A 20,572-nucleotide genomic window follows, 5' to 3' on the forward strand; every position below is an offset into this window, starting at 1 on the left:
GCACGGCCGGGCCAGGCGGCAGCGGCGCCAGCGGCCGTTCCAGCTGGGCCAGGCTCTCGATGCCGCACAGGCCGCAGCCGGTGCGACCGGCCAGCGCGCGGCGCCTTGCCTTCAGGCGTGCCATGCAGCGCGCGGCGATCTGCAGCTTCAAGGTGATGCCCTCGGGCGACTCGACCGCCTCCAGGCCGTGCAGCTCGCCGGGCGCGTCGAGCAGGCCCTCGCTCAAGGCGAAGCCGAGGGCGAAGTCCTCCAGGTCCAGCGGCGTCGCCAGCATCACCGCCTGCGCGACGCCGTTGAACTCGAGTGCCACCGGCCGCTCTTCGGCCACCCAGTCGGGTCCGTCGAAGGCGGCGCCGCCGCGCACGCCCGCGACCGTCCGCCGCTGGGCGCCGCCGGCGTGCAGCGGGCCGTCGGCCATCCTCATGGCTTCTTCGCGCCGGCGAGGGCCGGCTCGGCCTTGTGCCGTTCGGCGAGCAGGCGCTCCTGCACCTCGGTGAAGCGGCTGTAGGCCTTCTGCCAGCCCGAAGGCTGCATCACCGGCAGCACCTGCACCGCGGTCACCTTGTACTCGGGGCAGTTGGTGGCCCAGTCGGAGCTGTCGGTGGTGATGACGTTGGCGCCCGACTCGGGGAAGTGGAAGGTCGTGTAGACCACGCCGGCCTGCATGCGGTCGCTGACCTGCGCGCGCAGCACGGTCTGGCCCGAGCGGCTCTCGATGCCGACCCAGTCGCCGTCCCGGATGCCGCGCTCCTCGGCGTCGTGCGGGTGCAGCTCCAGCCGGTCCTCGCTGTGCCACTGGTTGTTCTCGGTGCGGCGCGTCTGCGCGCCGACGTTGTACTGCGACAGGATGCGCCCTGTCGTCAGCAGCAGCGGGAACCGGCGCGTGACCTTCTCGTCGGAGGCGACGTACTGCGTGATGAAGAACTTGCCCTTGCCGCGCACGAAGCGGTCGATGTGCATCGTCGGCGTGCCCTCGGGGGCCTCGTCGTTGCACGGCCACTGGATGCTGCCCAGACGGTCGAGCTTCTCGTAGCTGACGCCGGAGAAGGTGGGCGTCAGCGCGGCGATCTCGGCCATGATCTGCTCGGGGTGGGTGTAGTCCATCGGGTAGCCGAGCGCGTTCGACAGCTTCACCGTCACCTCCCAGTCGGCGAGGCCTGCCTTGGGCGGCATCACCTTGCGCACGCGCGAGATGCGGCGCTCGGCGTTGGTGAAGGTGCCGTCCTTCTCCAGGAAGGACGCGCCCGGCAGGAAGACGTGCGCGTACTTCGCGGTCTCGTTCAGGAACAGGTCCTGCACGACGATGCATTCCATGGAGGACAACGCATGCGCGACGTGCTGCGTGTCCGGGTCGGACTGCACGATGTCCTCGCCCTCGCAGTACAGGCCCATGAAGCTGCCCGACAGCGCGGCGTCGAACATGTTGGGGATGCGCAGGCCGGGTTCGGGCTGCAGCTCGACGTTCCAGGCGTTCTCGAACAGCGTCCGCGTGCTGCTGTCCGACACGTGGCGGTAGCCTGGCAACTCGTGCGGGAAGGAGCCGATGTCGCACGAACCCTGCACGTTGTTCTGGCCACGCAGCGGGTTCACGCCCACCCCCTCGCGGCCGACGTTGCCGGTGACCATCGCGAGGTTGGCGATGCCCATCACCATCGTCGAACCCTGGCTGTGCTCGGTCACGCCCAGGCCGTAGTAGATGGCGGCGTTGGGCCGCGTCCCGCGGGCCTGCAGCGTGGCAGCCGTGCCGTCGGATCTGCCGGTGGTGAACAGTCGGGCGGCGGCGCGCAGCTCGGTGGCCGGCACGCCGGTGACGACGGCGGTCGCCTCAGGGGAGTTGGCATCGCGCGACACGAACTCGCGCCACTCGCGGAAGGCCTTGTCCTCGCAGCGTTCGGCGATGTAGGCCTCGTCGAGCAGGCCCTCGGTGACGATCACGTGCGCCAGCGCGGTGATCACCGCGACGTTGGTGCCCGGACGCAGCTGAAGATGGTGGTCGGCCTTCACGTGCGGCGACTTCACCAGGTCGATCCTGCGCGGGTCGACGACGATCAGCTTCGCGCCTTCGCGCAGTCGCTTCTTCATGCGCGAGGCGAACACCGGGTGGCCGTCGGTCGGGTTGGCACCGATGACCATGATCACGTCCGACTTCTCCACCGACTTGAAGGTCTGCGTGCCGGCCGATTCGCCCAGCGTCTGCTTCAGGCCATAGCCGGTCGGCGAGTGGCACACGCGCGCGCAGGTGTCGACGTTGTTGTTGCCGAAGGCCGCGCGTACCAGCTTCTGCACCAGATAGCCTTCCTCGTTGGTGCAGCGCGAGGAGACGATGCCGCCGATCGCGTCGCGCCCGTACTTCGCCTGGATGCGCTTGAACTCGCTGGCGGCATAGCCGATCGCCTCGTCCCAGCTCACCTCCTGCCACGGGTCGGTGATGCTCTTGCGGATCATCGGCGTGGTGATGCGGTCCTTGTGGGTCGCGTAGCCCCAGGCGAAGCGGCCCTTGACGCAGGAGTGGCCTTCGTTGGCCTGGCCGTTCTTCCACGGCACCATGCGCACGACCTCGTTGCCCTTCATCTCGGCCTTGAAGCCGCAGCCGACGCCGCAGTAGGCACAGGTGGTGGTGACGCTGTGCTCGGCCTGGCCCAGCCAGATGACCGACTTCTCCTGCAGCGTGGCGGTCGGGCAGGCCTGCACGCAGGCGCCGCAGCTGACGCACTCGCTTTCCATGAAGGGCTGGTCCTGGCCCGCCGACACGCGCGACTCGAAGCCGCGGCCACTGATCGTCAGCGCGAAGGTGCCCTGGGTCTCCTCGCAGGCGCGCACGCAGCGGTTGCAGACGATGCACTTGCTCGGGTCGTAGGTGAAGTACGGGTTCGACTCGTCCTTCGCGCTCTTCAGGTGGTGGGCGCCGCCGTACTGGTCACCGACTCCGTAGCGGACCTCGCGCAGGCCGGTCACGCCGGCCATGTCCTGCAGCTCGCAGTCGCCGTTGGCGGCGCAGGTCAGGCAGTCGAGCGGGTGGTCGGAGATGTAGAGCTCCATCACCCCCTTGCGCAGCTCCTGCAGCTTCGGGCTCTGCGTGCGGACCTTCATGCCGGCCTCGGCCGGCGTGGTGCACGAGGCCGGGTAGCCGCGGCGGCCCTCGATCTCGACCAGGCACAGGCGGCACGAGCCGAAGGGCTCCAGGCTGTCGGTCGCGCACAGCTTGGGCACCTGCACGCCGGCGTCGATCGCCGCGCGCATCAGCGAGGTGCCGGCCGGCACGGTGACGGCCTGGCCGTCGATCTCGAGCGTGACGGCCTGCGTCGACGCGCTGGCCGGGGTGCCGTAGTCGATCTCGGCGTGGGGGTCGAGCATGGTGAGCTCCTCAGGCGGCCGCGCGGTCGGGTGTCGCGAGGCCGAAGTCTTCGGGGTAGTGGTCGAGCGCCGACAGCACCGGGTAGGGCGTCATGCCGCCCATCGCGCACAGGCTGCCGGCGAGCATCGTGTCGCACAGGTCGCGCAACAATTTCACCTGCGCCGGCCGGTTCACGTTGGCGGTGATGCGATCGATGACCTCCACGCCGCGTGTCGAGCCGATGCGGCAGGGCGTGCACTTGCCGCAGGACTCGATCGCGCAGAACTCCATCGCGTAGCCGCCAGCTTCGCCATGTCGGCCGTGTCGTCGTGCACCACGATGCCGCCGTGGCCGACCACGCCACCGAAGGCGGCATAGGCCTCGTAGTCGAGCGGCACGTCCCACTTCGACTCGGGCACATAGGTGCCGAGCGGCCCGCCGACCTGCACTGCCTTGATCGGCCGGCCCGATGCGGTGCCGCCGCCGAAGTCGTACAGCAGCTCGCGCAGCGTCACGCCGAAGGCCTTCTCGACCAGGCCGCCGCGCTTCACGTTGCCGGCCAGCTGGATCGGCAGCGTGCCCATCGAGCGGCCGACGCCGTATTCGCGGTAGTGCGCCGCGCCGCGCGCCAGGATCAGAGGCACCGACGCGAAGCTGATCACGTTGTTGATGACGGTAGGCTGGCCGAACAGGCCTTCGATGGCCGGCAGCGGCGGCTTCGCGCGCACGATGCCGCGCTTGCCCTCCAGGCTTTCGAGCAGCGCCGTCTCCTCGCCGCACACGTAGGCGCCGGCGGCCTTGCGCACCTGCAGGTGGAAGGCGCGGCCCGAACCCAGCACGTCGCTGCCCAGGAAGCCGGCCGCCTCGGCGCGGGCGATCGCGTCGTTCAGCGTGGCGATCGCGTGCGGGTACTCGGAGCGCACGTAGACGTAGCCCCGGGTCGCGCCGACGGCCAGCGCGGCGATCGTCATGCCCTCGATCAGCATGTACGGATCGCCCTCCATCGTCATGCGGTCGGAATAGGTGCCCGAGTCGCCCTCGTCGGCATTGCAGACGATGTACTTCTGCGCCGACGGCGTGTTCATCACCGTCTTCCACTTGATGCCGGTCGGGAAAGCGGCGCCGCCGCGTCCGCGCAGGCCGGACTGCAGCACCTCGTCGACCACCGCCGCGTCGGGCATTGCCAGCGCGCGGCGCAGGCCGGCCCAGCCTTCGTGCGCCTCGTAGTCGGCGAGCGACAGCGGATCGGTGAGGCCCATGCGGGCGAAGCACAGGCGCTCCTGCTTCGCGAGGTAGGGGATCTGCTCGGTCGGCCCGTGGCCCAGTGCGTGCGGTGCGCCCTGCAGCAGGCCGGCGTCCAGGAGCCCCGGCACGTCCGCGGGCGTCACCGGGCCGTAGGCCACGCGGCCGGCGGACGTGCTCACCTCGACCAGCGGCTCCAGCCAGAACAGCCCGCGCGAGCCGTTGCGCACCAAGTTCAACGCCAGGCCACGCCGCGCGCACTCGGCCTGTAGCGTGGCGGCCACCGCATCGGCGCCGACCGCGAGCGCGGCCGAATCGCGCGGGACGCGCACGGTGATGGCGGTGCTCATCGCGCGGCCTCCTCGGCGTCTTCGTTTTCCAGCGCGCCGATCAGGCGATCGAACGCGGCCGGGCTGATGCGCGCGTGCAGGCGCTCGTCGATCACGATCGCCGGCGATGACGCGCAGAGCCCCAGGCAGAACACCGGCTCGAGCGTGTAGCGGCCATCGCTGCTGCTCGCGTGGCTGCGGCAACCGAGACGGCGCTCGGCGTGCGCCAGCAGCGCCTCGGCGCCCAGGGCCTGGCAGGCCTCGGCGCGGCACACCTGGATCACGTGGCGGCCGGCCGGCTCGCCGCGGAAGTGGTGGTAGTAGGTGATGACGCCATGCACCTCGGCGCGCGACAGGTTCAACGCGCCGGCGATCTCGGGCACCACGTCGGCCGGGATGCAGCCCAGCTGATCCTGCACCTCGTGCAGGATCGGCAGCAGCGCGCCCGGCTCGTCGGCCCGGCGCGCGAGGACGGCGCGCACAGCCGCCAGCGACGTGCTCATCGCGCGGCCGCCCGAACGGCCGGGCGAGCGTTGCAGGAAGCTTTGGGGGAGGCTGTCATATGTTGTCTCCGGCATATGGATTCGAGAGCGTGCTTCACTGTATGGTGGGAGTTCCTGCGGTTCAATATGAGCCGTCAGGCCGAGCGCATATGCGCTGAAGCGCCGAAAGATCGCCATGCTCGAAGTCTCGATCCAGCCGCAATGGAGCATCCGCCGCACAGGCCAGCCCGAGCTGCCGCCACGGCTCATCCAGTTGCTCGGCCAGGTGCATGAGCACGGCAGCCTGCTGCGTGCCTGCGAGGTCAACGGTGGCTCCTACCGCCATGCCTGGCAGCAGCTGCGCGAGGCCGAAGCCGCGCTCGGGCAGGCGTTGATCCGCACTGAGCGTGGCCAGGGCTCGAAGCTCACTCTGCTGGCCGAGAAGCTGCTGTGGGCGGACCGCCGCATCGCCGCGAGGCTGTCGCCGATGCTGCACACGCTGGCCTCCGAACTGGAAGTCGAACTGGGCCGGGTGGTCAGCCCGGAGGGGGCGATGCTGCGCATCCACGCCAGCCACGGCTTCGCGATCGAAAAGCTCGACGAGTTCCTGCGCGCCGACCAGGTGCCGGTCGAACTGAAGTACTGCGGGAGCCAGGAGGCCGTGGCGTCGCTGGCTGCCGGCAGTTGCGACGTGGCGGGCTTCCACATGCCGCTCGGCGCCTTCGCGCCGGTGGCGCTGGCCCATTACGCGCGCTGGTTCAAGCCGCGCGAGCAGGCGGTGGTGCACGTGGCCACGCGCAAGCAGGGGCTGATGGTCGCGCCGGGCAACCCCAGGAAGCTCTACACGCCGGCCGATCTGGTGCGGCCCGGCGTGCGCTTCATCAACCGGCAGCCGGCCTCCGGGACCCGCTTCCTGCTCGACCTGATGCTGCAGCGCGACGGGGTCGACGCCCGGCGCATCGACGGTTACGAGCGCGTCGAGTACACGCACGCCGCCGTCGCGGCCTACGTGGCCAGTGGCATGGCCGACGTCGGCTTCGGCGTGGAGCCGCCGGCCCGGCGCTTCGGACTGGAGTTCATTCCGCTCGAGACGGAGCGCTACCTGCTGCTGTGCGACGCGCAGGCGCTGCAGGGGCCGCGGCTCGGGCAGATGCTGCTGTTGCTCCGCAGCGAGGCGTTCCGTGCAGCGGTCGACCAGCTGCCGGGCTACGACGGGCAGGGCATCGGCGCGGTCGTCGAGGTCGACGCGCTGCTCAAGGGGCCGAAACGTCGGCGACCGTGATCAGGCCGGCCGGCGGTAACCGCGCCCGAAGCCGGCCACGACACGTCGGCCGTTCGGGCCGGCGAGCCAGTTCACCAGCAGCTTGCCGCCGGGGTGGTTGACGCGGAACGAGCGCATCACGTGGTAGCTCACCTGCAGGCGCGGGTCGCCTTCGACCAGTACCGCCAGCCCGCTGCCGGCGCCCAGCGCCGACCACAGGCCGCGCTCGACGAAGGCGTAGCCGCCGGTGTCGCGCGCCAGGGTCAGCACGGCGGTGGGTCCGGGTCCGGCGGCGCGCAACCAGGGGCCGACCGGCTGCGGGCCGGCCGCCTTCCACAGGGTCTGCTCCAGCGCACGGGCGCCGCTCGGCTCGCCCGGGGTCACGAAGACGGCCTCGCCTCGCTCGCCGGCCGCGACGATGCGGCCGAGAGCGGTGGCGGCGTCGCGTTCGCCGGCGATGCCGGCCGGGTCGCCACGGGCGGCACTCTTCTTCGTGGCCTTCAGCGGCGCAGGTCCGACCAGCACGAAGTCGCCCAAGGCGATCGGACGGCGGTCGTGCACCAGGTTCTGCCGCTCCAACGCCCGTTCGAGTTCGGGCGCCTGCGTCAACGCGGCGTCCAGTTCTCCTCGTTCGAGCTGCGGCAGCAGCAGGCCGCTGGGGCCGGGTCGCCAGTCGATCGCCAGCCCCGTGTCGCGGGCGATGGCGGTGCGCAAGCGCGCGGCGAGGCCGGAGGCCTGCAGGTCGGCCTCGACCCCCACGGTGATCCGGCGATCCAGGCCGCGCTGGGCCCAGGCGGGCCCGACCAGCGCCACGGCCAGGGCGCCCAGAGCGCGGCGTCGTCGTCGATCGAACACGGGGGCTTGCATCACCCCATGTTAAGGGGGGAGCCGCCGTGGACAGGGGGTGCCGGCGGGCGCCGCCGCCGGCAAGATCGGTTCAGCCTTTGGCTGACACCGCGGGGCGGGCGCGTCCGGCGCGCACTTCGAGGGTCAGGTCAAGGCGCAGAGAAAGGCCACGCATGTGGTCATGCACAAAGTGCATATCACCATCCTGTCACGCCGAAGTCACACCCCTACACTTTCTTTCAGGCATCTCCAGAGCAGTCCCGACCAGGGTGGGATCGATGCCGCCAGTGCCCGCCCCTCCTGCCGTTTTGCAGGCACTGACGAGATCCATTCCTTCCCGGAGAAACGATGAATCACCCCGCCATGCAAGGGCTTCGCGTCGAAGCGCCTGCCCATGTAAAGAACGCTCGCCTGATCGCCTGGGTGGCCGAGATGGTTGCGCTGGCCCAGCCCGCGGCGATCCACTGGTGCGACGGCTCGCAGGCCGAGTACGACCGCCTGTGCGGCCAGCTCGTCGAGGCGGGCACCTTCCGCAAGCTCAACGAGGCCAAGCGGCCGAACAGCTACCTGGCCTGGAGCGATCCGAGCGACGTGGCGCGCGTCGAGGACCGCACGTTCATCTGCTCCGAGAAGAAGGAAGACGCCGGCCCCACCAACAACTGGACCGCGCCCGAAGAGATGCGCGCTCTGTTGCAGACCGGCCGGGCCGACGGCACGCCCGCTCTGTTTGCCGGCTGCATGCGTGGCCGCACGATGTATGTCGTGCCGTTCTCGATGGGACCGCTGGGCTCACCGATCGCGCACATCGGCGTCGAGCTGTCCGACTCGCCCTACGTCGCCGTCAACATGAAGATGATGACGCGCATGGGCAAGCCGGTGCTGGAGGTGCTGGGCAGCGACGGCGACTTCGTGCCGTGCATGCACACCGTCGGCGCGCCGCTGGTCCCCGGCCAGAAGGACGTGGCCTGGCCATGCAACAAGACCAAGTACATCGTCCACTACCCCGAGACGCGCGAGATCTGGAGCTACGGCTCGGGCTACGGCGGCAATGCACTGCTGGGCAAGAAGTGCTTCGCGCTGCGCATCGCCTCGACGATGGGCCGTGACCAGGGCTGGCTCGCCGAGCACATGCTGGTGCTGGGCGTGAAGAACCCGCAGGGGCAGAAATTCCACGTGGCCGCCGCCTTCCCCAGCGCCTGCGGCAAGACCAATTTCGCGATGCTGATCCCGCCCGCCGGCTTCGAGGGCTGGGAGGTGACGACCATCGGCGACGACATCGCCTGGATCAAGCCGGGCGCCGACGGCCGCCTCTACGCGATCAACCCCGAGGCGGGCTACTTCGGCGTGGCGCCAGGCACCAACGACCAGACCAACCCCAACTGCATGGCCTCACTGCAGCGCGACGTGATCTTCACGAACGTGGCGCTGACCGACGACGGCGACGTCTGGTGGGAGGGCATGACCGCCTCCGCGCCCGCCCACCTGGTGGACTGGCAGGGCAAGGACTGGACGCCGGCGCTGGCCAAGGAAACCGGCGCGAAGGCAGCGCACCCCAATGCACGCTTCACCGTGGCCGCCATCAACAACCCGGTGCTCGACGAGAACTGGGACAACCCGGCCGGCGTGGCGATCGACGCCTTCATCTTCGGCGGCCGCCGCTCGACCACCGTGCCGCTGGTGACCGAGGCGCGCGACTGGGTCGAGGGCGTCTACATGGCCGCGACCATGGGTTCCGAGACCACCGCCGCAGCCGCCGGCCAGCAGGGCGTTGTGCGCCGCGATCCGTTCGCCATGCTGCCCTTCATGGGCTACAACATGAGCGACTACTTCCAGCACTGGCTGACGCTCGGCCGCAAGCTGCAGGACGCCGGCGCCAAGCTGCCGAAGATCTACTGCGTCAACTGGTTCCGCAAGGGCGCCGACGGCAAGTTCGTCTGGCCGGGCTACGGCGAGAACATGCGTGTGCTGAAGTGGATGCTCGAGCGAGTGCAGGGCAGTGCGCAGGGCAGCGAGAACGTCTTCGGGGTCAGCCCGCGCTATGAGGATCTGGCGTGGAACGGTCTGGACTTCACGCCGGCGCAGTTCGGCAGCGTGATCGGCGTCGACCGGGCCGCGTGGCAGCAGGAGCTGGAACTGCATGCGGAGCTGTTCGCCCAGCTTGCCCACCACCTGCCGCCCGAGCTTCCGGCCACCAAGGCCCGCATCGAGCAGCGACTGGCCGGCTGAACGGTCCGGGACCGGGTCGCCGGCGCCCCACGAACAAGGCCGCCCGAGGGCGGCCTTGTTCGTGGGGCGCGACCGTGGCTCAGAGCCGCACGGTGGCGCCGCGGTACAGCGCGTCGACCGTGCGACGGGCCGCGCGCTGGTCCAGCGAGACCTCGCTGAACTGGTCGAGCCACGCCGCCGGGGCGCTGCCCGCCGTGGGCCGCGGCGTGTCGCCGCCGAAGATCTGAAGGCGGTGCCGACCGACCCGACCGACTCGGCGATCGCGGTGCCGAGCACTTGATAGATGTTCACGAGAATCCTCGAGGTGAATGACGGACTGCGCCGCCGATGCTGTAGATATTAAGGGTTAACCCTCGATTTGCGAATGCCGTTGCGGCATGCGGGCGAGCGGTCGCCCGCATGGCGGCGCTCAGGAGCGCTGCGTCTCGCGTTCCCAGCGCCGCGCGGCGCCGCGCAGGTCGGCGGCCAGGCCGGGATCGATGCTCTGGTATTTGTCAGCGAGCGCCCACAGTTGCGGCAGGTCTTGCCGCGGATCGTGAGCTTGCCGGCGCTTCGCCAAGCGACCGGCGGCCCATTGCCAAGCGGCTGCGACCGCGCGGGCCAGGGGTTCGGCGCCACGGGGGGCCTTGCGAGGGGCCACGGCCTGAATGCTGATGGTGCTCATGACATGAACCTTTCCGTTCGTTCGGCCGAAGCCAATGACACAATTCTAGGGAAAACCCTTAGTCCGCGCACTCGACAAGGTCGTCTCCGCCGACGCACCGCGAAAAAGCGTGGCATCCGACCGGCATAGGACAATGGCTGCCATGTCTGCCTCCGCCCATTCCGCGCCCCTGACCGACCCGGAGATCACCGAGCTCGACGATCTGCTGGCCGCGATTCCCGAACCGCTCGAACCGCTGGACGCCGTGATGCTCGACGGCTACCTGTGCGGCGTGATCGCCCAGCCCGAACTGATCGACCCGGCGCGCTGGCTGCCACCGGTGTTCGACTGGAACTTCGGTGATCCCGACCAGCCCGACGCCGGCGTCGAGCTCACGCCGGACACCGCCGGCTGGCATGCCGCGAAGCACGAACGCCTGCTCGCGCTGGTGATGCGCCATTACGCGGTGCTGGAGCGACAGTTGCGCGAAGACGCGTGGTTCGACCCGCTGGTGATGCAGCCCGACGATGAGCAGGGCCACCCGCTCGAGGGCGCCGCGGCCATCGGGCCCGCCTTTGCGCCGTGGGCGATCGGCTTCGAGCACGCGCTGAACCAGTTCGACGCGCTCGAATCGCTCAAGCACGCCGACCTGCCGGACCTGCTCGCCTGCGTGCGCCGCCACTTGCCCGAGCAGACCGGCGACGACGCGGCATTCAAGAAGGCGCTCGACGACGAGCACCCGCTGCGCGGCATGGACGAGGCGATCGAGGATCTGGTGTCCAACGTGGTGGCGCTGGCCGATCTGGCCCGTGGCGAGCGACTCAAGGTCGAGACCGTGCGGCGCGCCGGCCCCAAGGTCGGCCGCAACGACCCTTGCCCCTGCGGCAGCGGCAGGAAGTTCAAGCAGTGCCACGGCCGCAACGCCTGAGCCGGCGGCGGCATCCTGGCCGCGGCCGGGCGCGCTGAAGGGCCCGGCCCGTGCGACTGCAACTGCTGTCGGATCTGCATCTCGAGACCGAGGCCTACACGCCCGAACCGTCCGGGGATGCCGAACTGCTGGTGCTGGCGGGCGATATCGACAGCCGCTGGGACGGGCTGGAGCGCTTCGCGCGCTGGCCGGTGCCGGTGCTGTTTGTCGCCGGGAACCACGAGTTCGACCGGCGCGAGCTGCGCAGTGCCTGGCCGGCGCTGCGCGAGCGCTGCGCTTCGCTCGGCATCACGCTGCTGGAGCGCGAGCAGCACCTCCGCACCGACAAGGCAGGTCGTCGCATCCGATTCGTGGCGACGACCCGCTGGTGCGACTTCGACCTGTTCGGTGCCGCGGGTCGCGAGCGGGCGATGCGGGCAGCCGGCTACTTCATGCATGTCATGCGGGCCCGCTGCGACGGCCGGCTGTTCGACGCGGCCGCGGTGCGCGACGAGGCACTGGCCTGTCGCGCCTGGCTGGCGCAGGCGCTGGCGGAGCGACCGATGCCGACGCCACCGTCGTGATCACCCATTACGGGCCGAGTCTGCGCAGCGTCGACCCGCGCTATGGCGAGCAGCCCGGGTCGGCGAGCTTCTGCAACGCCGACGACGAACTGCTGCCGTTCGCCGACCTGTGGCTGCACGGTCACCTGCACTGCCGCCACGACTACAGCGTGGAACACCCGCCCGGCATGCCGCGGGCCCGCACCCGTGTGGTCAGCAATGCGCGCGGCCATGCCCGCAAGGGCGAGGCTGCGGGTCACGACGGTTTGCTGTGCATCAACGTCTGAGCGCCGTGGCTTGCGGCACACTGACAGCTCCATCCTGCACGAGGAGCGAACGATGAAGATCCTGGCCGCCGTCGATGGCAGCAGCTACACGAAGCGCATGCTCGGCTACCTGACGGCGCATGCCGAATGGCTGGTCGCCGGGCACGACATCACCGTGCTCACCGTCAGCGCGCCGGTACCGCCACGCGCGGCAGCGGCGCTCGACCGGGACACGATCCAGTCCTACTACGAGGACGAGGCGGAGAAGGTGTTCAAGCCGATCCGCGCGTTCTTCGCCAAGCAGGGCGTGAACGCCACGTTCGTGCGCAAGACCGGCCACGCGGCCGAGGTCATCGGCAAGACCGCCGAAGCCGGCAAGTTCGACCTGCTGATGCTCGGCTCCCACGGCCACGGCGCGCTGACCGGCATGGTGATGGGCTCGATCACCACCAAGGTGCTGGCATCCTGCCGGACCCCGGCGCTGCTGATCCGCTGAATGCGGCCGTTCAGGCCCGCGCGCCGACCAGGCCGCGGAAGCAGGTGCGCAGCAGCCACTCGATGATCTGCGCGTCGCTGTGCTGGCCGCCGGCCTTCAGCAGGCCGAGGACCGGATCGCAGGCGCGCGCGAACAGCGTGTAGAGCACCACCTCGGCCGGTAGTTGGCGGTCGATCTCGCCATCGGCCTGCGCAGCGGTGATCCAGGCGCCCAGCCGGTCACTGACCTCGAACAGCCGATCGAGGTAGCCGCGGTTCGCCATCAGCGCATTGCGCAAGGTCGAGTTCTGCGCCGGGAGCGACGGCATCTCGCCCGCCAGCTGGACCTCGAGGGTCCAGCGCGCAACGGCTTCGAGCCGTGCGATCGGCCGCAGTTGATCATCGGTTGCCAGGATCTCCGTGAAAGCGAGCGCCCGCTCCAAGACGCGAACCATCGCGGCCGCCGCCAGCTCTTCCTTGGACGTGAAGTGCTTGTAGAGGCTGGCCTTGGCGATCCCCACGTCGGCCGCCACCTCGTCCACCGTCATCGCCTCGAAGCCCTTTTCCGCCAGCAGGCGGTTGACCGAGGACACGATCGCGTCCTCGCGCGCGCGCAGCATCTGTTCACGGAAGGAGGTTTTCGCCATCCCGGAATTGTAGGAGTGCGCCTGCCGCGCTGTACTGACGGGTCGCGGCGCTACTCGCGAGTCGCCTTGCGCCGCGCGCGCCGGCGCGGTCGCCGTGAGGCTCTGAGACACTCTCGGGGTACACCCCCTCCTCGACCCTGACCGGATCCCCGTGCGAACTGGACCATGACCTCTCAACCGCGCTATTTCTGGGAAGACTTCGGCGTCGGCAGCGTGCGCGAGTTCGGCGCCCACACGCTCGGCCGCGACGAGATCGTGCGCTTCGCCAGCGAGTTCGATCCGCAACCCTTCCATCTCGACGAGGAAGCCGGCCGGCAGTCGCTGTTCGGCGGCCTGGCGGCCAGTGGCTGGCACACCTGCGCGCTGGTGATGCGCATGATGTGCGACGAATACCTGCTCGATTCGTCCAGTCTCGGCTCGCCCGGACTCGAGCAGCTGAAGTGGCAGAAGCCGGTGCTGGTGGGCGACACGCTGCACGTGCGGATGACGGTGACCGACGCCCGCCCCATGACGAGCAAGCCGCACATCGGCCTGGTGCGCACCCGCTGGGAAGCGCTGAACCAGCGTGACGAGGTGGTGCTGGTGATGGAGGGCTGGAACATGTTCCGCCGCCGCGACGTCCCGGCGCCATGAGCACGCCGCGCGCCCAGGCGCCGAGCTTCACGGCGGCGCATTTCCGCGCCGCGCTGGGCATGTTCGCGACCGGCGTGACCATCGTGACGGCACGCACCGCCGAGGGGCAGCGCGTGGGCCTGACGGCCAACTCCTTCAATTCGGTGTCGCTGGCGCCGCCGCTGGTGCTGTGGAGCCTGGGGCGAAGCGCCGGCACCATGCCGGCCTTCGCGCGCGGCTCGCACTACGCGATCAACATCCTGGCGGCCGACCAGCGTGAACTGGCCGAGCGCTTCGCGAGCAAGACCGCCGACCGCTTTGCCGGGGTGGCCTGGCGCGAAGGCGGTAGCGGTGCGCCGCTGATCGACGGCGCGGCCGCGGTGTTCGAGTGCTTCAACCGCAGCCAGTATGAGGAAGGCGACCACGTCATCTTCGTCGGCGAGGTCGAGCGCTGCAGCGTGACCGTCGGCGCGACACCCTTGATCTTCCATGGCGGGCGCTATTTCAGCGAACTGCCGCTCTGAGCGTTGCATCGCTCGGGGATGTGCAAATGACAAGGCCCGCCGAAGCGGGCCCTGCTGCGATACGAGCGGCGTTCAGTTGCGGCGTGTGCGGCGGCTGACCACGAAACCCATCACCAGGAAGGCGGCGAGCAGCTGCATGTAGGTGCTCGGCTCCGGCAGCGCGGTCACGTCGGCCGACTCCTGCACCGTGGAGCGAGCGGACAGCGCCTGGGTCGCATCGGCGTGGGTCGTCTGCGTGGCGACGCCGGCATTGATGGCCTCGGTGGCGGCGCTGGCCGTGCCAGCCACCAGCAGGCTTGCCGTGACGATCAGGGTCTGAAGGGCCTTGTTCATGGAGTGCATCTCTTGCCGTGGAGTCGTTGAGCAAGAGTTTGTCCGGCCGGGGCGGTGGCGGCAGCCCCCCCTTCGCGGGTGAGGCCCCCCGTGGTTCAGGGGGCTCGAAAGACGCATTCGAGGACTTGAGTCGGGTGCGCGTGAACAAGTCACGCAGCCCGCCGTCAAGGCGCGGCGGGGCGCCGTGCCGGATCGATGTCCACGTATTGCCACCAGTCGAGCCAGAACGGCGCACGCCGGTAGCCGACCACCCACGGATAGGCGAGGTCGGTGAGGATGCGGTGCACATGCACGCGATAGGGCGCATACGCCACCAGCAGCTTGGTCGCCTGGTCGAACAGGGCCTGGCGCTCGGGCCCGTCGGGCAGCGCATTGAGCTGCTCGTAGACGCGGTCGAAGGCCGGCAGCGCGAAGCGCGCGAGATTGCCCTTGCCGACCGACGCTCCGTAGGCGCGCTCCAGCGAGCCCTGGCCATCAGGTGAGCCCGCGCTGGAGCCCACGCGCCACAGCATGAAGCGCCCCGACCGCGCCGACTTCAGGTTCTCGGGCCACTGCGCTGTCTTGAGCACGGCGCGCAGCCCCAGCGCGTCCATGTTCTTCTTCCACAGCTCGTCGAGCTGACGCGAGGCCTGGTCCGACTGCGTCTTCATCTCAAGCACCAGCGGCTGGCCGTCGGGCTGCTCGCGCCAGCCGTCGCCGTTGCGGTCGATGTAGCCGTAGAGATCGAGCAGCGCCTTCGCGCGCGGCAGGTCGAAGGCGCTCATCTCGGTGCGCAGGTCGCTCCGGTAGCCGCTGGTCAGCGGCGGCATGATCGATTGCGCCGGGATCGCCTGGCCGCGCCGCACCAGCTGGATCTCGCGGCCGATGTCGGTGCCGAGCGCCATCGCGCGGCGCAGCGCCACCTTCTCCGGCGTGTAGCCGCCGACCAGCGGGTCCTCCATGTTGAAGACGGTCAGCGTCACGTCGGCACCGGGCACGCGGAACATCTGCAGACCGCGCTTGGCCAGGTTGGGGGCCAGCGTGCCGCCCGGTACGGCCTGGTCGACGAACTCGTTGGGCAGCCGCTCCAGCACGTCCTGCTCGCCGTTCAGGAAGGCCAGCCAGCGCGGCTGCGACTCCTCGATCACGGCGATCTCGACCCGGTCGACCATCGGCAGGCGCCGGCCCTTGAAGCGCTGCAGCAGCGCCTGGCCCTCGGCATCGTCTGCGTTCGGCTGGGCATCGTAGACCACCTCGCGATAGCGCGGGTTGCGCTCGAGCGCCATGCGCGAGCTGCGCCGCCATTCGGTGAGCCGGAACGGCCCGGTGCCGACCGGGTGCTCCATGATCTTGTCACCGTAGGCCTCGACCACCTCGCGCGCCACCGCGCCCACCACGTCGGAGGCCCAGCCGTAGAGGTGCCGTGGCCGCGGCTCTCGCAGCTGCACGCGGAAGGTGTAGCGGTCCAGCGCCCTCAGGCCCTCGACCTCGCGGTCGTAGTCGAACGGCTGGCCCTTCAGTGCCGCCTCGCGCAACTCGGCGAGTCCGATGATCTTCTCTTCTTCGAGCCCGGGCTGGGCCGGACTCTTGAGCTTGGGGTCGAAGACGCGCTTGACCGCGTAGACGTAGTCCTGTGCCGTCAGCTCGCGCGGCTTGCCCTTGAAGGCCGGATCGTCGGCGAAGTAGATGCCCGGCCTGATGCGGAAGGTGAAGCTGCGGAAATCGTCCGACACCTCGGGCATCGCCGCGGCGGTCGAGGGCCGCAGCTTGAAGGGCCGTGCGAGGTGGTCGTAGCCCAGCGGCGGCTCGAAGATGTGGGCCGTGATGATGCGCGAGTAGAGGTCGCTCACCTGCACCGGATCGAAGCCGGTCTCGGCCACCGGGAAGGCGTAGCGCAGGACCTTGGTCTCGGCCGCGAGGGCGGCGGCTGTCGTGCAGCAGGCCAGTGCCGCGAGCAGCAGCGCGCGCAGGGGGCGGGAGAGGCTCATGGGCGGGGCGGGCGGCTTCCGGTCGACGTGGCTGCATGCTATCGCGCACTCGGGCTTGTCCCGGCATCGGGGGAGCGACGCGATCAGGCTCTAGACTCGCGCCTGCACACACCCGTCGGCGGGCCCGCGCAGCGCGGCCGCTGCGATCCGTTTCCTGGAGTGCTTCGGCGATGGCGGCCTACCTGATCCGACGCCTGTGGCAAATGATCCCGACATTGGTCGGGGTCGTGCTGCTGGTGTTCTTCCTGTTCAAGACCTTCGGGGGCGACCCGGCCGAGATCCTCGGCGGCCTGAACGCCAGTGCCGAGCAGGTCGACGCGATCCGCGAGCAGCTCGGCCTGAACAAGCCGGTGTGGCAGCAGCTGTGGATCTTCGTGCAGCAGATCGTCACCTTCGATTGGGGCAAGAGCTGGGCCACCAACGAGGCGGTCAGCTCGCTGTTCGCGAGCCGCCTGCCGGCCACGCTGACGGTGATGACGCCGATCCTGCTGCTCGACGTGCTGCTGGCGATTCCGTTCGCGCTGGCCGTCGCCTACGTGCGCGGCTCGCTGACCGACCGCGCGATCATGGTCATCACCACCATCGCGCTGTCGATCAGCTTCCTGGTCTACGTGATCGTCGGCCAGTACGTGTTCGCGTTCCGGCTCGGCTGGTTCCCGGTGCAGGCTGGAGCGACAGCGTGTGGACCAACCTCGCGGTCTACGCCCCGCTGCCGGTGCTGCTGGCGGTGATGGTCGGCATCTCGCCGCAGACGCGGCTCTACCGCAGCTTCTTCCTCGACGAGATCGGGCAGGACTATGTGCGTACGGCACGCGCCAAGGGCCTCACCGAGACACGCATCCTGCTCAAGCATGTGCTGCGCAACGCGTTGATCCCGATCCTGACCAACGTGGCGGTGGCGCTGCCGGGCATCTTCGTCGGCTCCTTCCTGATCGAGACCTTCTTCTCCATCCCGGGCCTCGGACGCGAGGTGCTGCTGGCGGTGAACCGCAGCGACTATCCCGTCATCCAGGCCGTCACGATCTACATCGCGGTCATCACGATGCTGGTCAACCTGGCGACCGACGTGCTCTACAAGCTGGCCGACCCGCGGGTGGTGCTGAAATGAGCGCGCTGCCGATCGACGCGGTGACCGCGGCCACCGGCCCGGCGCGCTCCGAGGCGTGTGGGCCGCAGCCTGGCGGCGCCTGCGCGGCGACCGCGTCGGCATGGTCTCGCTGGCGGTGGTCGCGGCCTTCCTGCTGATGGTGCTGCTGGCCGGGGCGGGCCTGATCGCGACGGCGTGGCAGGCCGAGGTCGGCGTACCCAACGCGCCGCCCGGCTTCCTGGGGCCGGCGCCGAAGGTGGCCGAGACGGCGATCGCGGTGCCCAGCGGACCGGTGCTGGACCTGTCCGACGTCGATCCGCTGGCGCCGCGCTACGCCGAATGGGCCGAGCGCGCCAAGCAGTTCAGCAGCGTCGTGACGCCGCGTGCCGAGACGCTGCCCTTCGGCGCCGACCGCCTGGGCCGCGATGTGCTGGCCAAGGCCATCAAGGGCGCCGAGGTCTCCATCCTGGTGGGCGTCTCCGCGGCGCTGCTGGCCACGCTGATCGGCACCGTGCTCGGTGCGCTCGGTGGCTTCTTCGGCGGCCGGGTCGGCGACCTGCTGGAGTGGGTCTACAACGTCTTCACGTCCATCCCCGGCATTCTGCTGGTGTTCGCCTTCGCGGCGGTCACCGGCCGCGGCGTGCTGTCGGTGGTGCTGATCCTCGGGCTGACCGGCTGGACCGGCATCTACCGGCTGGTGCGGGCCGAGTTCCTGAAGCACGCGGTGCGCGAGTACGTGCGCGCGGCCGAGGCGATCGGCGCCTCCACCGCCTCGCGCATGTTCCGCCACATCCTGCCGAACGTGAGCCACGTGGTGCTGGTGCAGCTGTCGATCCACGTGGTGGGCTTCATCAAGGCCGAGGTGATCCTCAGCTACCTGGGCCTGGGCGTCAGCGTCGACCAGGTCAGCTGGGGCACGATGCTGGCGGAGGCTCAGGGCGAACTGCTGCTCGGCCACTGGTGGCAGCTGGCCGCGGCGACCGGCTTCATGGCGGTGTTCGTCACGGCCTTCTCGTTGCTCACCGACGCGCTGCGCGATGCGCTCGACCCCAAGCTGAGGGGCGCGGAATGACGGCGCTGCTGAGCATCGACCAGTTGCGCGTGAGCTTCCGTCTCGGCCGCGGCGCGGCGGCCAGCCGCATCGAGGCGGTCGGTCGCGGCGCGCAGGGCGTGAGCTTCGAGATCGCCGAGAACAGCACCGTCGCGCTGGTCGGCGAATCGGGCTCGGGCAAGAGCGTCACCGCGATGGCGGTGCTGAACCTGCTGCCGGAGAACGCCGAACGCCAGGGCTCCATCCGATTCCGTGATCGTGAACTGCTCACCGCCGGACCGGCCGAACTGCGCGCGCTGCGCGGTCGCGAGATCGCCTGCGTGTTCCAGGACCGATGAGTTCCTTGAACCCGGTGTTCACCGTCGGCCAGCAACTGATCGAACCGCTGGTGCTGCACCTCGGCCTCGGCCGGCGTGCCGCGCGGGCGCGCGCCGAGGCGCTGCTGAACGAGGTCGGCCTGCCCGATCCGAAGCGCCGGCTCGACGCCTATCCGCACGAGCTGTCGGGCGGCCAGCAGCAGCGCGTGATGATCGCGATGGCGATCGCCTGCGAACCCCGGCTGCTGATCGCCGACGAACCGACGACTGCGCTCGACGTCACCATCCAGCGCCAGATCCTCGAGCTGCTGGCCGGTCTGAAGGAGCGGCACCGCATGAGCATGCTGTTCATCAGCCACGACCTCGGCGTGGTCGGCGAGATCGCCGACCACGTGGTCGTGATGCGCCAGGGCACGGTGCGCGAGCAGGCGTCGGTCGAGCGCCTGTTCACCGCGCCGCAGGACCCCTACACGCAGGCGCTGCTGGCCTGCCGGCCGACCCTGGCAGCGCCGCCGGTGCGCCTGGCGGTGATCGACGACCACCTGGCCGATCCGGCCGCCGGAGGCGCTCGCCCCGCGGTGGCGAAGGACCCGGACGCACCGGTCGTGCTGCAGGTCGAGGCGCTGAGCAAGAGCTTCTGGCTGCGCTCGGGGCTGTTCGGCCGCAAGGCCTTCCCCGCCGTCAAGGACGTGAGCTTCGAGCTGCGGCGCGGCCACACGCTGGGCATCGTCGGAGAATCGGGGTCGGGCAAGACCACGGCGGGCCTGGCGCTGCTTCGCCTGCACGAGGCGAGCGGCGGGCCGACCGGCGGCCGGGCGGTGTTCCGCAGCGCGAAGGGTGGCGGCACGCACGAGTTGCTGCAGCTCGGCAAGTCCGACTGGCTGCCGATGCGCCGGCGCCTGCAGGTGGTGTTCCAGAATCCCTATGCCTCGCTGAACCCGCGCTTCACGATCGGCCAGACGCTGGTCGAGCCGATGGCCATCCACGGCCTCGAGCGCGACGATGCGGCGCGCGAGGCCCGGGCGCGGGCGCTGTTGGCCAAGGTCGGCCTCGACGCCGGTGCCTGGGGCAAGTACCCGCACGAGTTCTCCGGCGGCCAGCGCCAGCGCATCGCGATCGCGCGCTGCCTGACGGTCGACCCCGAGGTGCTGGTGCTCGACGAGGCGGTCTCGGCGCTCGACGTGTCGGTGCAGGCCCAGGTGCTGAACCTGCTGCGCGACCTGCAGGACGAGCTGGGCCTGGCCTATGTCTTCATCAGCCACGATCTGGCGGTCGTGCGCTTCATGGCCGACGAGGTGCTGGTGATGAAGGACGGCGAGGTGGTCGAACGCAACACGGTCGAGGCCCTGCTCAGCGCGCCGCGCGAGGCCTACACGCAGCGCCTGCTGGGCGCGATCCCGCGCGGCTACCGGGGCGCGGCGCTGGCCTGAGCGGGGCGGCGCGCCGGCGCCGGCAGTTGAC

Annotated in this window: 18 protein-coding genes and 3 pseudogenes; 12 read left to right on the forward strand and 9 right to left on the reverse strand. The window is 70.0% G+C overall.

Annotated features, from left to right (window positions below; translation table 11 throughout):
- The 4 genes and pseudogenes from Y694_RS06635 to Y694_RS06650 form a co-directional block, all read right to left on the reverse strand.
- On the reverse strand, positions 1 to 424 hold a 424-nt coding region (locus Y694_RS06635), incomplete at its 3' end, for a formate dehydrogenase accessory sulfurtransferase FdhD (protein ID WP_036230978.1).
- The gene (gene fdhF / locus Y694_RS06640; protein ID WP_036230952.1) at positions 421 to 3,354 is read right to left on the reverse strand and encodes a formate dehydrogenase subunit alpha; all 2,934 of its coding nucleotides are present in this window, start codon (positions 3,352 to 3,354) and stop codon (positions 421 to 423) included. The genes Y694_RS06635 and fdhF, both read right to left, overlap by 4 nt.
- A 10-nt stretch (positions 3,355 to 3,364) precedes the next feature.
- A pseudogene (locus Y694_RS06645) lies at positions 3,365 to 4,926 on the reverse strand (formate dehydrogenase beta subunit).
- A complete protein-coding gene (locus Y694_RS06650) occupies positions 4,923 to 5,408 on the reverse strand; it encodes a formate dehydrogenase subunit gamma (RefSeq protein ID WP_036230953.1) in 486 nt (161 codons plus the stop codon). The pseudogene Y694_RS06645 and the gene Y694_RS06650 overlap by 4 nt, the downstream one beginning before the upstream one ends.
- 175 nt (positions 5,409 to 5,583) lie before the next feature.
- On the opposite strand from Y694_RS06650, the gene Y694_RS06655 reads away from it, so the two are divergent.
- On the forward strand, positions 5,584 to 6,669 hold the full coding sequence (locus Y694_RS06655; RefSeq protein WP_011831280.1) for a substrate-binding domain-containing protein: 1,086 nt from the start codon (positions 5,584 to 5,586) through the stop codon (positions 6,667 to 6,669).
- Here Y694_RS06655 and Y694_RS22455 read toward each other — a convergent pair whose 3' ends face one another.
- Entirely contained in the window at positions 6,670 to 7,515 is an 846-nt protein-coding gene (locus Y694_RS22455) for a substrate-binding domain-containing protein (protein WP_148210982.1), read from the reverse strand.
- Positions 7,516 to 7,842: 327 nt separating this feature from the next.
- Here Y694_RS22455 and Y694_RS06665 point away from each other — a divergent pair, with 327 nt between their 5' ends.
- A complete protein-coding gene (locus Y694_RS06665) occupies positions 7,843 to 9,720 on the forward strand; it encodes a phosphoenolpyruvate carboxykinase (GTP) (RefSeq protein WP_036230954.1) in 1,878 nt (625 codons plus the stop codon).
- A 92-nt stretch (positions 9,721 to 9,812) separates the two neighbouring features.
- Positions 9,813 to 9,947, forward strand: coding sequence for a hypothetical protein (locus Y694_RS26450; protein WP_255343769.1), 135 nt, complete (start codon positions 9,813 to 9,815; stop codon positions 9,945 to 9,947).
- Between the two features lie 182 nt (positions 9,948 to 10,129).
- On the opposite strand, the gene Y694_RS06670 is transcribed toward Y694_RS26450, so the two are convergent.
- A complete protein-coding gene (locus Y694_RS06670) occupies positions 10,130 to 10,384 on the reverse strand; it encodes a hypothetical protein (RefSeq protein WP_036230955.1) in 255 nt (84 codons plus the stop codon).
- Between the two features lie 142 nt (positions 10,385 to 10,526).
- On the opposite strand from Y694_RS06670, the gene Y694_RS06675 reads away from it, so the two are divergent.
- From Y694_RS06675 to Y694_RS06685, 4 genes are read left to right on the forward strand one after another with little or no spacing between them, the layout of a single operon-like run.
- On the forward strand, positions 10,527 to 11,291 hold the full coding sequence (locus tag Y694_RS06675) for a YecA family protein (RefSeq protein WP_036230956.1): 765 nt from the start codon (positions 10,527 to 10,529) through the stop codon (positions 11,289 to 11,291).
- Positions 11,292 to 11,341: 50 nt separating this feature from the next.
- Positions 11,342 to 11,854 (forward strand): hypothetical protein, encoded by a 513-nt coding sequence (locus Y694_RS06680; protein WP_409072464.1) that lies wholly within the window; start codon positions 11,342 to 11,344, stop codon positions 11,852 to 11,854.
- On the forward strand, positions 11,851 to 12,120 hold the full coding sequence (locus tag Y694_RS27040; RefSeq protein WP_409072465.1) for a hypothetical protein: 270 nt from the start codon (positions 11,851 to 11,853) through the stop codon (positions 12,118 to 12,120). Before Y694_RS06680 ends, Y694_RS27040 begins: the two co-directional genes overlap by 4 nt.
- A gap of 52 nt (positions 12,121 to 12,172) precedes the next feature.
- Positions 12,173 to 12,595, forward strand: coding sequence for a universal stress protein (locus tag Y694_RS06685; protein WP_011831273.1), 423 nt, complete (start codon positions 12,173 to 12,175; stop codon positions 12,593 to 12,595).
- A 10-nt stretch (positions 12,596 to 12,605) separates the two neighbouring features.
- Here Y694_RS06685 and Y694_RS06690 read toward each other — a convergent pair whose 3' ends face one another.
- Positions 12,606 to 13,220, reverse strand: coding sequence for a TetR/AcrR family transcriptional regulator (locus Y694_RS06690; RefSeq protein WP_011831272.1), 615 nt, complete (start codon positions 13,218 to 13,220; stop codon positions 12,606 to 12,608).
- Positions 13,221 to 13,385: 165 nt separating this feature from the next.
- Here Y694_RS06690 and Y694_RS06695 point away from each other — a divergent pair, with 165 nt between their 5' ends.
- Together Y694_RS06695 and Y694_RS06700 are read left to right on the forward strand one after the other, a co-directional pair.
- Positions 13,386 to 13,853, forward strand: coding sequence for a MaoC family dehydratase (locus Y694_RS06695; protein ID WP_011831271.1), 468 nt, complete (start codon positions 13,386 to 13,388; stop codon positions 13,851 to 13,853).
- The gene (locus Y694_RS06700; RefSeq protein WP_011831270.1) at positions 13,850 to 14,356 is read left to right on the forward strand and encodes a flavin reductase family protein; all 507 of its coding nucleotides are present in this window, start codon (positions 13,850 to 13,852) and stop codon (positions 14,354 to 14,356) included. Before Y694_RS06695 ends, Y694_RS06700 begins: the two co-directional genes overlap by 4 nt.
- A 72-nt stretch (positions 14,357 to 14,428) precedes the next feature.
- Here Y694_RS06700 and Y694_RS06705 read toward each other — a convergent pair whose 3' ends face one another.
- Entirely contained in the window at positions 14,429 to 14,689 is a 261-nt protein-coding gene (locus tag Y694_RS06705) for a PEP-CTERM domain protein (RefSeq protein ID WP_036230957.1), read from the reverse strand.
- A 164-nt stretch (positions 14,690 to 14,853) separates the two neighbouring features.
- Positions 14,854 to 16,656 (reverse strand): ABC transporter substrate-binding protein, encoded by a 1,803-nt coding sequence (locus Y694_RS06710; protein ID WP_011831268.1) that lies wholly within the window; start codon positions 16,654 to 16,656, stop codon positions 14,854 to 14,856.
- A 170-nt stretch (positions 16,657 to 16,826) separates the two neighbouring features.
- Here Y694_RS06710 and Y694_RS06715 point away from each other — a divergent pair.
- From Y694_RS06715 to Y694_RS06725, 3 genes and pseudogenes are all read left to right on the forward strand, one after another.
- A pseudogene (locus Y694_RS06715) lies at positions 16,827 to 17,764 on the forward strand (ABC transporter permease).
- Positions 17,765 to 17,819: 55 nt separating this feature from the next.
- The gene (locus Y694_RS06720; RefSeq protein WP_036230958.1) at positions 17,820 to 18,815 is read left to right on the forward strand and encodes an ABC transporter permease; all 996 of its coding nucleotides are present in this window, start codon (positions 17,820 to 17,822) and stop codon (positions 18,813 to 18,815) included.
- Positions 18,812 to 20,541, forward strand: a pseudogene (locus Y694_RS06725) (ABC transporter ATP-binding protein). The gene Y694_RS06720 and the pseudogene Y694_RS06725 overlap by 4 nt, the downstream one beginning before the upstream one ends.
- The last annotated feature ends 31 nt before the right edge of the window (positions 20,542 to 20,572 follow it).

The organism is Methylibium sp. T29-B (genome assembly GCF_000576225.1).
GTDB classification, from domain to species: Bacteria; Pseudomonadota; Gammaproteobacteria; order Burkholderiales; family Burkholderiaceae_C; genus Methylibium; species Methylibium petroleiphilum.